A 13,774-nucleotide genomic window follows, 5' to 3' on the forward strand; every position below is an offset into this window, starting at 1 on the left:
GCCTTTGGCACAGAGCTCTTAAAGACTTCTCGTGAAATGACCCGCGATTTTCCCAGCCTCGCCACAAGAGGAACACTTCGAATTTAGATCCTTCTGGCGATGTTTGCGGCGGACTTGTTGCGAAGAAAAACAATTTGGGCTCGGATTGGACATCTAACAAAACTCGTCTGGTGCCAGTTGCCCGAAACACAGGATCTGTGGGTCTGGAACCTATCGTGTCAATGTTTCAACGTTTATGGCGCGCGCTGGACCGTTGCACTTGAATGCTCCAATTAGACTTGGACCACTACTACGTATGAGAAACTGAGTTCTGTACACGGCACACAACAGACGTAAACCAGAAAAATAGTGTAGAAACATCAGCAAGTTTATGTGCTTGTCGGCTGGAGAATGAAATGTTCAACCCAGTAGGTCTACTGGAATGGGAGTCCCTAAAACGTCTTGGTCAATACCTAAACAGAACGCGCAGTCGGTATTGAAACGTCTGTAATTTGTAGAAGAATAGTTGCCGGTTTCAAAAAAGGTGTCTTAAAATCTTTGGCCAACATAGAAATATAGAAACTGGTCTCCGTCGTCGTTGACCGCCGCATCTATCGAAAAATCCAGTTTGTGTTTTTTTGTTACTCGGTAGCGCAAACCAACACCGCCAGCGTAGCGGAAGCCACTATCGACAGAAATACTGTTCTTTTGCACTTCGCCACCACCAGCAAATGCGACGTATCCAAATCGCTTAGAAAGTCTTCCTCGATATTCAGCTTGCGCGGTCAGCATCGAGTTTCCATAAACATCAAACAATGGAAAACCCCTTATTTCAGAACCTAGAAGGCAACTGTCGAAGAAAGGAGTGCGGTCGCTTTTTTCGCAAGCCGTTGCTCTGAAGGCGATAGCTGATTCATTGCTAACGGGCCAAAACTTGTCGTAGCTTAGCTTCAGTCCGTAATAGGACAGATCCCCGTTTTGAACATCGTTTGAGTAGGTCAGTGCCAGATCCACTTTGTTCCCGCTAACCGGGTAAAACGTATCGTCACGAGTATCCCATTTCGCGACAAGGCCTACTGTTGGTAGCGCAGTGTCTGAGAGTTCGGCAACTTCAGGGGGCAACACGAAGCCGTCTACACCTGAAACAACGGTGTTCAGATACTGCAACGATGCACCTGCTGAAAAAGTATCCGTAAAGCTGTAGCGATACGCGCCTTGGAACGCGAGGCCCTGCTGCGAGACGTTTATCGAGTCATTAATCAGGAACAAATCGTATTTTAGATCTCCATATGCGAGTATGAACTCAACGTTGTGGCGATTGTTGTCGAGAGACAAACCACCACCTAGCCCGATTGCGTAGCTTTCCTTGTTCGTCCCTGCGAGGGCTGCACCTAAAGACGAGGTTTTTGATCCTTCGTCGCTTTGAAAAAGGTATCCAACACCCAAAACTAGCCCAGCACCGAAAGTCGGGTCGTTAATCGGGATGGGAACACCAACAAAAGAACCATTTTTGAATCCCAGTTCACTGTTGTCCTGGTTCGCATTGTCATCAGTGCCTTCCGCGCTCGCTCCAAACGCAGTGCAGAACATCGCAACTGCGCAAAAACCGGCCAAAGAAGTGCGAGGTTTACTCATTGAATAGGTTTCGTGAAAAGTTTGGCACTTAGTAGATACTCAGTCTTGAAAGCTAATCTGGACGTTTTACTTTCACCACAATAAGAGTAGCAAGCAGCTGACAGCCTTGTCCAGCTTATCGGTTGGGAACGCTCAATGCAGGTCCTGTGACTCGCTAATAATCATCTAAGCCGGATTTTCTCGCATACAAATCAGGCTGATCATGACAGCGTACTGAGCTGAATTGAGAGCAAGGTAGACATTCTGCCGAACGGCGGGAGCAGCTTTTCAGAAGTTCAGTCAACGAAAAAATGGAACATCTGAATAGTGAAAGCCCATTGGTGAACGGAAGGATTGGCATCAAACCAAACCGGAACCAGTGAGAAAATACTTGATTGCGTCAGCGATGAAAGCCAAGCCCAAGACGCCGAACAGCAGTGGGATGAACCATGATGCGGTGCTGCCTATGAACGTGATGAACGCTTCCAGTTTGGCTACAATGGACTGCCCCACGACAGCATATGCAAATGGAATCAGCATATATGGTAGCGCATACAAAAGGTTGTAGATCAGCAAACCTAGAGCCTTAGATTCAACATTGAAGCTGAACAACTCATTGATTAAGCCGAAATACGGTACAGAAAACGGCATACTCAAAACGCAAATTGTTACTCCCATCATGAAAGATGGAAACAAACCTTCTTTCTGCTCGCTGACTTCAGATCTTGTAGATTGCTTTTCAATTTGGGCACTTGTGCTCATCCTCACAGCGAAGCCGAGCAAAACCAGCCCCAGAACAAAGCCGATGACGAAGTTGATGCGCGTTGGGTCCACGAAACCTTTGACGACGAAGTCCACCACCGGAGCGAAAAGTTCCGCAAGTCCGGTGGCGATTAAACTGCCCATCACAAAGTAGACAAATCCGTAAACGATTAAAATGCCCATCAGAAAGTAGGCAAGTGTATGGCCTAAGATGAGTGCGTAGCTTTTTGCAATCGGACGGCTCCTTGTAAGAGCATATGCAATTGCGACGAGTAGGACGGGGTTTGCTACATCAACCAATAAAATAGGTATTCCTACCGCCCAAATACTACTCATTCCCGGCACCACTCACTCACATCAATAGGTTTCTTAGACATCCATTCATGTCCTTAACTTAGACTTCAGAGGAGCCGAGTGTAAAAGATGCCCCACTGCCCTGTGGCCATTTACCGGTTTCTACACGCGTATATACGTTTGACAAACCTGAGATTGTGCGACGGAACCGCGAACCAAAGAGGCGTCCGCGACTAGCAAGAACCTTTAACCTCTTTTTGCTGCGGGTCATGCCACTCAGTGATTGATCGTCCTCTAATGATTATGGCGCACGCTTTCACGTGCGCCGCAACAACGAGGTAGTCGCCGCTATTGTGCAAGATAACCAATTATCGCGTCATAGGCATTGATATTGTATTCGTCATAGTAGTTTGTAGAAGCCTCCGGCTGCGAGCTTTGTTTGACAATTGCCACGCCACGCTCAACGTCGATGTAAATCCACTGCCCATTTACCCCGATGGCATTGAACGACTCTTTGCCTGGCGTATGACGCACCCACCATTGTGCGCGGTAACTCCAATCCCCTCCGCCCATGACGCCCTTAGCATCTGGACCATTTGAGAACTTGTCTCTGTCGGCACCGTCCGAGAGCTTTTGGATAACTTCCTTCGGAACAACCTGTTCGGCTCCAACCATTCCGTCATTTAGCATCATTATTGCAAATCGTGCGAGGTTTCGTGGCGTCGCGTTTAAGCCGCCACCTGCAAAAAGCGTCCCATTCTTGTCCAGAAGTACATATGTTTCGCCTTCTGCACCAATTTTCGACCAAAGATCCGTAAGTTCATCCTGAAATGAGCGACCGGTCGCACGATTTGTCACCCAATTCACGACATCTGTTTTTGGCGTCTGATAGTGAAACACATCACCCTGTTCGTGAGCTTCGTCCTTTGGCAGCGTTGCAAGGTAAGAGTAAATACTGTCAGCGGGTATTTCGTCGGCAGGAGCTTCCCTTAACCCAAGGACCTTAGAATATTGTGTAATTCCTGAGTTCGGGTCAGCATAGTCTTCTGAAAAATCCAAAGACGCTGTCATGTCTTCGACCTGCTCAAACGTCGCATCTCCAAATGCACCGGAACTTTGCAACTCGGGGACGTATTTGGTTACTGGGTCTTCTTCGCTTAGAGAACCATTTGCAACAGCCATGAGACCAAACATTCCAGCGAACGACTTCGTGACGGACATCATTTGATGAGGCCGGTTCGGGCTCATACCGTTCAAGTACCGCTCATATACGATGCGGTCGCCATGGATAACGACAAAAGCATCGGTATAGGTTTCTTTTAGGTATGTATCGAAATCTACTTCGGACCCATCTTCCCGTTTGTAGGTCAGGCGTTCAATTCCACTGTCAATGTTCACCTTTACAGGTAGGGGCGATAGTGACGCGGGAATATTGGCGGTTGGAAACAACTCGCGCATATGCTGGTAGGACCAACGGTTGTAAGGAACGCCAAACAGCCCGTTTGTTCGGTTCACGCGCTTGTCTTCTGGCGGTGGAAAGCCTTTCATCAGACCAAGTTCGTCGGCAGTAGCGTAGGGATTATCTTCCGCATCAGCCGTAACTGCCGAAGCCAAAACGGCAACACAGAACACTGCTGCGACCTTACCAATTCTGGCGATTGGTAGCTTCGTGTTGGTGGCCATGTAGTTCTCCCTTGTTTCCTGCGTGACTAATCATTTGATTGTATTCATCAAGTTCTGCACCGAATATGAACCCGTGACCAAACAAGTCGTAGCTTTTTGAGTACGCAAATTGCGCAAAACGACAGCACGTCAACCAACGAAATTGTAAACCCTACTGTCCAAACACTACTCAACCCCAGTACTGCACAGTTAAATCACTTGAGTTCTCAGACATCCATTTCCGCCCACTGCTTAAATTCCGGAGGGGCCAAGAGCGAACTTCACTTTTCACTCTTGGGACATTCCATCAGTTTGAACGATGCTCGATGCTGATTAAGAGTGTGTTTCCGACCATCGCATCGAAAGTGAGGTCGTGTAGCTAACCCAAATGCGGGGGTTCAGTATCGTGGTAACGTCATAGTTCGAAATCGTATCGGCCAAGACTTTTTGCTCCTCAACGTGCTTGTTTCGTTCAGAAGAAAAAAGAGATGCCAAACTTGAACTGTCTGTTTGGCCCACCTGTGGGAGACTGGGTAACGTCGTAGTAACCAGCGCTCAGGTCCAATGCGGTACCCTTTTCGTCGTTGGTTATGATAGTTTTGCCGACAGTTAGGCCCAGTGGCACTAACCAGGCCTCGTCATTGTTAGAAGCATTCCAATTATATGATATCACATTATTATATCCGAAATACCAACCTCCACCAAGGCCGTAGATCAGGATCGGCTGTAGTATAGTCGTGTTGAAGTCGCTCTCCCCCCACATATGAGCAAGAACACCACCCCAGGACAAATCTCCTGCCTGACCAAACATCACGAAGGCCGGACCCGCCCCCCAACCCGCGCCCTGAAGCGCGTCGTCGGTGTGGGTTGGTAGAGATACTTGTAGCCCATAGCCGAGAGAAATATTGCCCGAAGGTGTCGGTGCGTAAAACGCTTGAACCGTTGAATCACCTATACCCCATTCGAGATCGGAGTTTTGGGTAGGTTCACCTATGCCGGGCGGTAGAACTGCACCCGGTGCAACACCTTGAATTGGGATAATGCCCCTTAGCACCAGGTTGGCGCCGTCAAGTGGAACCGCGTAGACTGGTTGAATCTGGAAGTTATAACTGTCTTCCTCATCTGTGCCCGTTCTGAATGCCACCGTGTTGTCGGTCATGATCGCGCGAATGTCAGCGAGGGGGTTGGCGGCTTTTCGGGCCGCTTCGCATGCTGCATCGCAGCCGGCGTCTTGAGCTTGAACCATCACAGGCAGAAAGCTGTATGTCAGCGCACCAATAACGAGATGTGACAATTTCTTTTTCATCTTCAATTTTCCGTCCCTAGAATACTGATTTACCAAAAGTCTTCTGTCTCAAGGCTGCAATGCGATCCGCCAGCGCACAAGTCCTCTATCAAAATTAACATTCATTTTTGTTTAACTATGCCGTGTCGCCTTCAAGATATCGAACGGATTGGATACGCAAATTGTGCAAATCTCGCTCAATTTGCTCTTCCAGTTGTGACCGTGGTTTTGGGGCACGTGAGGAGGTGGAGAACCAGTTGAAAACCCAGAACAGAATAGCCGTCCAATATCTTACCGTTTTCTCAGTGTGTCGCTCGGCAACTCGCCATATTGTCGTTTATAATACTCAGAGAAGCGCCCAAAGTCGCGAAACCCATGTTTGCTTGCCACTTGCTTGATCAAAGTGCTCTGACTGCTGCTCATCGCCAATTCGAACCGTGCGTTCTGAAGCCTTCGAAAGCGCATAAATTTTGTTGGAGAAACTCCAAGCTCTTGTTGGAAAGACAGGTATAACAGTCTAGGGCTAACGCAAATCGCATCCGCAAGCTGTCGAGAACTCAAGAACTGCTGTGAACTACTTATCGCTTCCAAGGCTCGTGCAACAGTCTTCCAAGTGGCGGCACTTTTCAGGTTCGCGAAATCCTTTGACTTCTCGCTGTTTTTGCAAAGCATGTCACCTAGCGAAAACATGATGTGATCTTGGAGATCATCGGGTGAAAATTGATCCCAAAGACGCGGTTGGTCAAAAAGGCTGAACAGCAACTTCCTTAAACGCCGTCCAGTCGTCCCAAGCTTTGCAATTCCGTTTGTCGTATTCTGCGCCGAGTCAATTCGACAAAGTTCTTGGACCCCGTAGCGGTCTAGCAGGTTGGTCTCGAAGGTCACAAAAATCGAACTAAGGCAAGCTGGTGTCAGGCTTGAATGGTCGCGACCGGAGGACGTAATCAAAGCATCATCCGCTTCTACAGGTAGGCCACACCAAATCTCATTTTCGCTATTCGGGCGATAGAACGCAAAGCTTGTTGTTTCGCCGTCATGGGTCCAGTTTACGTGGCAAGGATGAGATTCTTCATTTAGCATGATTTGAAGGTCCGCTGCGCGAACGATCTGCAACTTGGAGTTTGTTATACCGGGTTTGAGTTGGACGGCTTCAATGTTCCAACCACCCATTGCTGCGTCAGTTTCCTGAAGAAAAGAAAACTCCTGATCTACCATCCATTTAGTTGCTCTCATGCGCCAGGCACCTCAATAATCGAACATGGACACGACCCCGCCTCTTCCATAGCCGACGTTGCAGGTCAGAGTGTCTACATTTGCAAGACCGGTTCCGTCACGGGGTAATCTGCCCTCTGCATTCGTACTGTTGCGAAGAAAAAAGTCGACGCGTATCCTCCTAACTAACTTCGCCGCAGCGTTTCAGCCGGGTTCTCACAAAAGAAGTCCCGGTACTCAGCTGCGAACCTGCCTGTATGGCGAAAGCCATTGTCGAGAGCGATCTGCAACACACTACTCTCGACTTGAGAACGCGCAAGCAAGTCTCGACGCGCGGCGGCCAATCGCAACACGCGCGAATAGCGCGCAGGTCCAATACCCGGCCAAATTCGAAATGCGCGATACAAGCTGCGGCGGTTCACACCGATGACCCGCGCCACCTCGTCCACGTTATCGAACTCCTCCGGCCCAAGTCCGGAGATATGACGACGGGCATGGGCCACGATCTTAAAAACATCCGAAGCGTCATCGTCTGGTGAGCGTTTGCTATCCTTGAAAAGCTGCGCGCCAAAAGCTTGCTCTAACGCGTTCAGGAACGCGAAGGCGATGTGCGGCTGTCTCAACATTGTGCTTTGGGCGAGTTTGTCGCTCAGGGCTTTCAATGCGTTGAAGCCGTCAGCAGAGGCTTTCATGAAACGGGCAGGCGACATAGACCAGCCGCGCTGTTCGGCGGTTTCTTTTGAGACCATAACCACGAACCCGGAAAAATTCTCAGGCATTACATATTCGTAGTCAAAGCGATCTCCAGGACGCCAGACAATTGTATCCCCGCGCTCCAATGGGTGGCCCAAAAACCGGGGACTGCCTTCGCCTTCTGTGACAATTCCGAACGATAAAAAGGGTACATTGTGTATGTCGCGCACCTGAACCGAGGCTGCGCATTGGATGTATTCCACTATGACTTGTCCGAGATCGACTGTGCTGTAGCGGTGCAACAACGGCCCTGCGGAAAGCTGAAGCATGTCAACGCTCCAGTCTTCGCCGAACTGCAACTCCTCAATCTGATAGGAGATATGTGTCTTCAGTTTCATTCCTCCTGATCTGATGCCTGCACCAAAAAGGTCAATCATTCGCAGTTTAAATTGCTCGTGGCACAAAGTGGATCGACAGGGTGCAAACAGTGGACTTAGACTTTTGAGAGAACTGCAGCACAAGGCTATACGCAAATGACTTTTTTTTCCAAGACGTTGATCCTTTCCAGCACAATGTTCTTGGCTGTGTCGAACATGGTCCAAGCGCAGAGCGCTGATACGATTTTTCTGAGCGAGAACATTGTCACGTCCAACGTCGAAATGCCGCTTGCGAAATCGGTCGCGGTAGAAGGTGATACCATCATTTGCGTGCGCACAGACGATAGTTGCCGAGAGCTTGCAGGCCCAGATGCCCAAATCGTGGACGCGGGCACAAACACCATCATGGCTGGTATCATCGACACGCATTTGCACACGCGCATCTTCGGACAAACGCATTTCGTCATGCTCAACCTGTTCAAATACAACGATGCAACACGCGAAGAGGTGGTCGAAGTCATCCGGGAATATGCATCGACACTTGCGCCGGATGAATGGGTTATCGGGGGCGGTTGGTCAGATGCGCATTTCCAGAACCCAACTAAGGAGGAACTGGACGAAATCGTGGGGGGGCGTCCTGCATTGATCTCGGACAATACTCAACATAACGGCTGGTATTCGACGAAAGCCCTGGAATACCTTGGGATCACTGCCGATTGGGAGCCACCGAAAGGCGGCTACATGCCGCTTAACGAAGCAGGTGATGAACCCTCTGGTCTTTTGCAGGAGAAAGCGCATCTTTCGACTGGTTTCGTCGAGCAGCATAAACTCTATTCCTTCGAGAAACAGGAAGCAGCGATCCGTGGCGCCGCCCGCGTTCTCAACGCGGTTGGGGTTACAGGAGCGACGGAGGCTGCTGCCGGGTCCAAGGAGGGTGCGGATGACGTCTACGTCCGTCTGGCGCAAAAAGGTGAATTAACACTCAGGCACGAGTTGGCAATGGTGTTCTGGGGCACCGGCACGCCTGAGGGTGATACCGCAATGATCGAACAATTGGAGATGCGGCGGGCCGCCGTCGAGGATGCAGGCGTTGACTCCAGCATTCTCCATGCGAACACTGTCAAATTCGCCATCGATGGAACGCCGGGGCGCTTCGCCTACATGGAAGGCCCGTATTTGGACGGCACAAGGCCAGATATGAACTTCCATCCAGACAATCTTGCAGAGATTTTTGACGCTCTGACAGAGCGCAATTTTACCCTGATGCTCCATGTTGAAGGGAATGCAGGGATCCGCCGCTCGCTCGACGCGCTGGAATTTGCACATGAAACTGGCGAACCCGTGCGCGACGACATCCCCCAAATTTTCACCCATGTCGACCATTTGTCGATCGACAACGCGCGGCGCATGTCCCGGCTTGGAGTTTCCGGACAGCTTCAACTTCACTGGGCTGATCCGACCGAGGAATACTTCCTCAATGTCACCAGCCAGAACCTGCCGAAAGAGGTTTTGGAGCGCATGTACCAGTTCAAGCTCGTGACCGAGTTCATGGAGTACGGATTTGGGCCTGACGCACCAACCTCGCCGGTGTTTTCACCGTGGGAAGGTATGGAGATCGGCATGACAAGGCAGGCGATGGGAACACCCGGCGGTCTTGTAATGCCCGGAGAGCCATTGACCTTTGATGAGGTTATCCATGGCTCAACACTGGGCAGTGCGCGCCTTCAGGATCGCGGCGATGTGTTAGGTAGTCTTGAGGAAGGCAAGCTTGCGGATATCATTGTGCTTGACCGCGACATCCGGAAGCAGGCCCTAGAGAATATCTTCGATTTTCATAAGATCGAAGTGCTGCAGACCTATATGGGCGGTGAGTTGGTCTACGACATTGATCGTGACGGCGAACCGGACAAAGAGCTGACAGAGCCGGTCTGGGAAGAAGGTGACGACGAAAAACTACGCCGTGGCGTGGCGGTCACCAGCGTAAGGGTGTCTGAGGGATGATGAAAGTCGCGTATGCGCTGGCGATGGTCGCGCTGTTCGGCCTTATAACTTCTCCAGTATCGGCGCAAAGCGTCGAGAAGGCACGGCAGCGCGCGATTGCAGGCCAACAAAACTTTGGAGTTCCGTTAGATCCGCTTGCTGCGCCGCCTATTTTAACGAGAGCACCGATCGGTGCTCCGCCGCATAGCATGTCGGCGGGGGGTCGTGTTATCGGTTGGCGAGATCTGCAACCGCCGCATGTTTTGAGCGAAACCCCCTTTGCTGACCTGCCTCCTTTTTTGCTCGATGCAATGCGTACCCACGTCGAATGGCGTACTTCATCGCCGCGCGAGCGCGAAAACTCGGCATTCATAAAACGCCACGAAGCTGCCCTGAAACTCCTCTCTATGCATAATGTCGATGTTGAAGGCCTGATGAAAATGCGCCGTAAGATTATTAGGCAGAATGGCCGTGCGGGACGCGGCCCTAATCCGGAAATTCTCGGACAGTTTATCCGCCTCCCGGGTTATGTCGTCCCGCTTGCTTTTGATGAGACAAAAGTGACCGAATTTCTGTTCGTGCCTGTCGCAGGGGCCTGCGTTCACACACCAACCCCACCTGCAAACCAGATTGTACACGTGAACTACCCGCAGGGCCTCGCTTTTAGCTCGATTTTCGACGCTTTCTGGATTGAGGGAGAGCTGGTAGCTGAAGATAGCAAAAGCAACGTTGTGTTTTACGACGGTGCTTCGAACATCGAGGCGCATTATAGTCTCACTGCCAAAGCCGTGGAGCTCTACACCGCGTGGTGAATGCGATCGTAAGGCCCTATATATGCTCGAACTTTTCCGAAATGCCCAACCAATTGCGGCTGCCGGTGAGTAAGACCTTCCGCCCTGAGACCAGTTACCTCTATGGACTTGTTGCAAAATTTGATCCGGTTTCATAACCGCTAGTTATAACGGTCACAGCGGTCATTTGCGGAAAACAGTCTGTTTATAGTGTAGCAAAAGACCGCTCTGATGGGCTTCTCTAGAAAAGGAGTTTCGTTGACGTTCGGCAAAGGTCAAATCCTCTCCCCGCAACCAAAATCCAAACAGCCCGGTCGATCTACAAAAAATCCACCGGATCAATTGCTTAACGATCAAACACCGTCAGCCTCGTAACCCGAAGCTCAGAGGTGCAAACCCTAATCACGTAAACAGCGTCAGAATATCTAACAACAGACCATTCTAAACGCGTCAAACCCATAACACAAACGTAACGCGGTCAAATTAAGTTCCATCAGGCTCTGTCAAACGCCGGTTGAACCCCTGGTTCGGCAAAGAATATCCGCAAAAACGGAATATCCTCGGAAAAAGCCAAATCAGGTTCTCAGGGCGCTTGCTTGACGCATCTTCTCCTGCTCGCTCGGGGTCGGCGTGTGATTGAAGCAATAAGCCGTCCGACAAGCTTCCTCTCCGCCCAGTTCTTCAATCCTCGCTTTTTGATCGGCAAAACATAGTGCGTTGACAGCATCGGGATCGCAAATTTCTCGTAACCGGCGTTCACCTTCGGCAAGAGCAGCCAGTGCAAAGGCGCCATCTGATTGCAGGGCGACAAGATCCCGGAGTTCGTTCGGGTCGGTTGCAAGATCGAAAAGCTGCGGATCATGGCCGACATAATGGACATACTTCCATTGCTGCCACCGCACCATGAACGTTCCGGTGGTTGACCCGCCATCATGGTACTCGCTTAAAATGGTGCGGTCTGGATCGTCAGGCTCACGGGCCAGTTGGCGCAGGGAAACACCGGGCAAAGCGCGGCTGATTTCGTCTTGGGATACTGCTGTGGCGTCGAGCGCAGTGGCCGCCAGATCGATCAACGAGGTTCCGGTGGCCACCTTGCGCCCCTTTGGCACGCCAGGCCATGCAAGGATCATTGGGACCCCTGCGGATTGTTCGTACATCACTTGTTTGGTCCAGAAACCCTGATCACCCATCATGTCCCCGTGGTCCGAGACATAGATGACAACTGTGTCTTCGGCCTGACCGCTTGCCTCTAACGCCTTCAAAATGCGACCGACGCAATCGTCCATGAAACTGGTCAGGCCATAATAAGCAGCCTTGGCTTCGCGCATCCTTTGTTCGTCAAAGTACTTTTCGTAGTCGAAAAAGCCCGCCAAATTCCGTAACTCTCTGTGTTCTGGGCGAAAACGGTTCTCGTATCCGACGGGTAGGTCAATCCGCGCAGGATCATAAATGGTGTAAAACTCTTCCGGGCATGTCAGCGGATAGTGCGGGCTGACCAGCGAGATAAATGCGGCCCAAGGTTGATCCGGGTCCGCCGTGTTCTGCAACCACGCTTCGGCAGCTTTGGTTATCTCGCGGTCATAGTCGGTATAAGTGCTGTTCCCAATGCCGACATCTGCGGCCAACTCTGCCGCCGCATCGTAGGGTTGCGGGGTTTCGCGGAGGAGGCCAATCGTCCATCCGACGCCGCCCACAACATGCATGGGAAGGAGTTCTTCCGAGAAACCGTTGTCATCTTCGGCCGAACGAAAGTGCAGCTTGCCGATGGAAACGGTCTTCACCCCTTGATCCCGCAAATGACGCATCCAGCTTCGGATGCGGCCATCATAGGGCGATGCACTGTCCCAATACCGGGTCTTGTGAACATGATCACCGGTTGCGATCGCCGCGCGGGTTGGAACACACATGGGCGAGGGCGTGTAAGCATTGGTAAAATGCGTGCCACGCGCGGCCAAAGCGTCAAGATTGGGCGTTTTGACGATAGGGTGTCCCGCACATCCCATCGCGTCCTTTCGATGCTCGTCCGAGATGATGATCAGCATGTTCGAACGATCACGGCGCTGCGTTCTTTCTTTTTGCCGAATATGGCTGCTCATGGGGATGCCCTTTCATGCAAGGTGTCGCACAGGACGGTCGTTCCAATTGTATGTTGGGTCAAGCTTGGTCCGCATTGGCGCCAAATTTAGTCGCCCGGTTTGGGGCGTTGCACTTCCTCAAAATGCCTCCTGGTTTTCACGAGACCGCTGCAGATCGGGCCGCATTCCAGCAATCGGTAAGGATCAGCTTTCGTGTGACGGCTCCTCGATAAACTCGGCCAGCAGGCGGTTGAACGCGTCTGACCGTTCGATATTGACCAAATGACCTGTCGCCGGAAAACGATGCCATCTGACCTTGGTAAGGGTGTCCTTCAAGAATGCATTTGTTTCACCGACCAGATAATAATCGTCATCCCCGGTCACGAGCATGACAGGCGTTTTGAAAGCCTGCAGCCGAGCGCTGTCGTCAAAAAGGGAACGCCGGTTCCAATGCAGGGTAGATAACACATGCACAGCCCCTTCGGCAGACTGACCGCGCAGGTTTGCAGAATATGTCGCCCAACCATCGGGGTCGTTTTTCTCAAAGCCTTGATAGGCGGCATCATTTTCCAGCACCGCGACGGCTCCGTCTCCTCCCCGGTCTTTACGCAGCTGAATTTCGTGCCCGACCCAGGTTCTTCGATAGTTTTCCTGTTCGCCCGGATCGCGGGGTCCAGAGCTGTTACCAACCAGCGTCACGCTCAGGACGCGTTGGGGGTGGTTCAGGGAAAAGTCCAGGCTGGTGAAACTGCCCATCGAGGTTCCGACAAGATGCGCGGCGTCCAGACCCAGATGATCGAACAACGCCAAAAGATCACCGGTTGATTGCGCCTGCCCATATTGCGCGCGGTCTGAGGGGATCGCAGAGGGATGAAACCCACGCGCCGAGTAGGTGATGCAGCAAAAGGACTCCGACAGGTCCGAGACCTGCCGATACCAACTGCGGTAATCGCCGCCGAATTCGTGCACAAATACAATCGGGGCACCTGTTCCGGTTGCCTCGTAGTACAGCGCTATCCCATCAGGTGTTTGAAACTCGGGCATTCGAAT

10 protein-coding genes are annotated in these 13,774 nt (G+C 51.3%); 2 read left to right on the plus strand and 8 right to left on the minus strand.

What is annotated here, in order from left to right; all coding sequences use genetic code 11:
• Window positions 1-528: 528 nt before the first annotated feature.
• The 6 genes from GS632_RS17350 to GS632_RS22320 form a co-directional block, all read right to left on the minus strand.
• Window positions 529-1,614 (minus strand): BamA/TamA family outer membrane protein, encoded by a 1,086-nt coding sequence (locus GS632_RS17350; RefSeq protein ID WP_171722490.1) that lies wholly within the window; start codon window positions 1,612-1,614, stop codon window positions 529-531.
• A gap of 339 nt (window positions 1,615-1,953) precedes the next feature.
• Window positions 1,954-2,691, minus strand: a complete 738-nt coding sequence (locus GS632_RS17355; protein ID WP_171178901.1) for a hypothetical protein — start codon at window positions 2,689-2,691, stop codon at window positions 1,954-1,956.
• A 306-nt stretch (window positions 2,692-2,997) separates the two neighbouring features.
• Window positions 2,998-4,332: a serine hydrolase gene (locus GS632_RS17360; protein ID WP_171178904.1), complete on the minus strand. Its 1,335-nt coding sequence runs from the start codon at window positions 4,330-4,332 to the stop codon at window positions 2,998-3,000.
• A 451-nt stretch (window positions 4,333-4,783) separates the two neighbouring features.
• On the minus strand, window positions 4,784-5,617 hold the full coding sequence (locus GS632_RS17365) for a hypothetical protein (RefSeq protein ID WP_171722491.1): 834 nt from the start codon (window positions 5,615-5,617) through the stop codon (window positions 4,784-4,786).
• A 270-nt stretch (window positions 5,618-5,887) separates the two neighbouring features.
• Entirely contained in the window at window positions 5,888-6,829 is a 942-nt protein-coding gene (locus tag GS632_RS17370; RefSeq protein ID WP_171178908.1) for a helix-turn-helix domain-containing protein, read from the minus strand.
• Between the two features lie 164 nt (window positions 6,830-6,993).
• Complete coding sequence (locus GS632_RS22320; protein WP_171178910.1) at window positions 6,994-7,899, minus strand: AraC family transcriptional regulator; 906 nt, start codon at window positions 7,897-7,899, stop codon at window positions 6,994-6,996.
• 135 nt (window positions 7,900-8,034) lie between these two features.
• Between GS632_RS22320 and GS632_RS17380 the strand changes: the two genes are divergently transcribed.
• Window positions 8,035-9,879, plus strand: coding sequence for an amidohydrolase (locus tag GS632_RS17380; protein WP_171178912.1), 1,845 nt, complete (start codon window positions 8,035-8,037; stop codon window positions 9,877-9,879).
• Window positions 9,879-10,670, plus strand: coding sequence for a DUF3299 domain-containing protein (locus tag GS632_RS17385; RefSeq protein ID WP_171728252.1), 792 nt, complete (start codon window positions 9,879-9,881; stop codon window positions 10,668-10,670). Before GS632_RS17380 ends, GS632_RS17385 begins: the two co-directional genes overlap by 1 nt.
• A gap of 554 nt (window positions 10,671-11,224) precedes the next feature.
• On the opposite strand, the gene GS632_RS17390 is transcribed toward GS632_RS17385, so the two are convergent.
• Together GS632_RS17390 and GS632_RS17395 are read right to left on the minus strand one after the other, a co-directional pair.
• Window positions 11,225-12,745 carry a sulfatase-like hydrolase/transferase gene (locus tag GS632_RS17390; RefSeq protein WP_171721875.1) on the minus strand — a complete coding sequence of 507 codons (1,521 nt, stop codon included), beginning with the start codon at window positions 12,743-12,745 and terminating at the stop codon, window positions 11,225-11,227.
• A 183-nt stretch (window positions 12,746-12,928) separates the two neighbouring features.
• Complete coding sequence (locus GS632_RS17395; protein ID WP_171721876.1) at window positions 12,929-13,768, minus strand: alpha/beta fold hydrolase; 840 nt, start codon at window positions 13,766-13,768, stop codon at window positions 12,929-12,931.
• Window positions 13,769-13,774: the final 6 nt, after the last annotated feature.

This window comes from Ruegeria sp. HKCCD7296 (genome assembly GCF_013110775.1).
Classification (GTDB): domain Bacteria; phylum Pseudomonadota; class Alphaproteobacteria; order Rhodobacterales; family Rhodobacteraceae; genus Ruegeria.

Excerpts from the sequence above, each read along its gene's own strand:
- GS632_RS22320 (WP_171178910.1), bottom strand. The coding sequence starts at position 7,899 with ATGAAACTGAAGACACATATCTCCTATCAGATTGAGGAGTTGCAGTTC.
- GS632_RS17385 (WP_171728252.1), top strand. The coding sequence starts at position 9,879 with ATGAAAGTCGCGTATGCGCTGGCGATGGTCGCGCTGTTCGGCCTTATA.
- GS632_RS17395 (WP_171721876.1), bottom strand. The coding sequence starts at position 13,768 with ATGCCCGAGTTTCAAACACCTGATGGGATAGCGCTGTACTACGAGGCA.
- GS632_RS17350 (WP_171722490.1), bottom strand. The coding sequence starts at position 1,614 with ATGAGTAAACCTCGCACTTCTTTGGCCGGTTTTTGCGCAGTTGCGATG.
- GS632_RS17390 (WP_171721875.1), bottom strand. The coding sequence starts at position 12,745 with ATGAGCAGCCATATTCGGCAAAAAGAAAGAACGCAGCGCCGTGATCGT.
- GS632_RS17360 (WP_171178904.1), bottom strand. The coding sequence starts at position 4,332 with ATGGCCACCAACACGAAGCTACCAATCGCCAGAATTGGTAAGGTCGCA.
- GS632_RS17365 (WP_171722491.1), bottom strand. The coding sequence starts at position 5,617 with ATGAAAAAGAAATTGTCACATCTCGTTATTGGTGCGCTGACATACAGC.
- GS632_RS17370 (WP_171178908.1), bottom strand. The coding sequence starts at position 6,829 with ATGAGAGCAACTAAATGGATGGTAGATCAGGAGTTTTCTTTTCTTCAG.
- GS632_RS17380 (WP_171178912.1), top strand. The coding sequence starts at position 8,035 with ATGACTTTTTTTTCCAAGACGTTGATCCTTTCCAGCACAATGTTCTTG.
- GS632_RS17355 (WP_171178901.1), bottom strand. The coding sequence starts at position 2,691 with ATGAGTAGTATTTGGGCGGTAGGAATACCTATTTTATTGGTTGATGTA.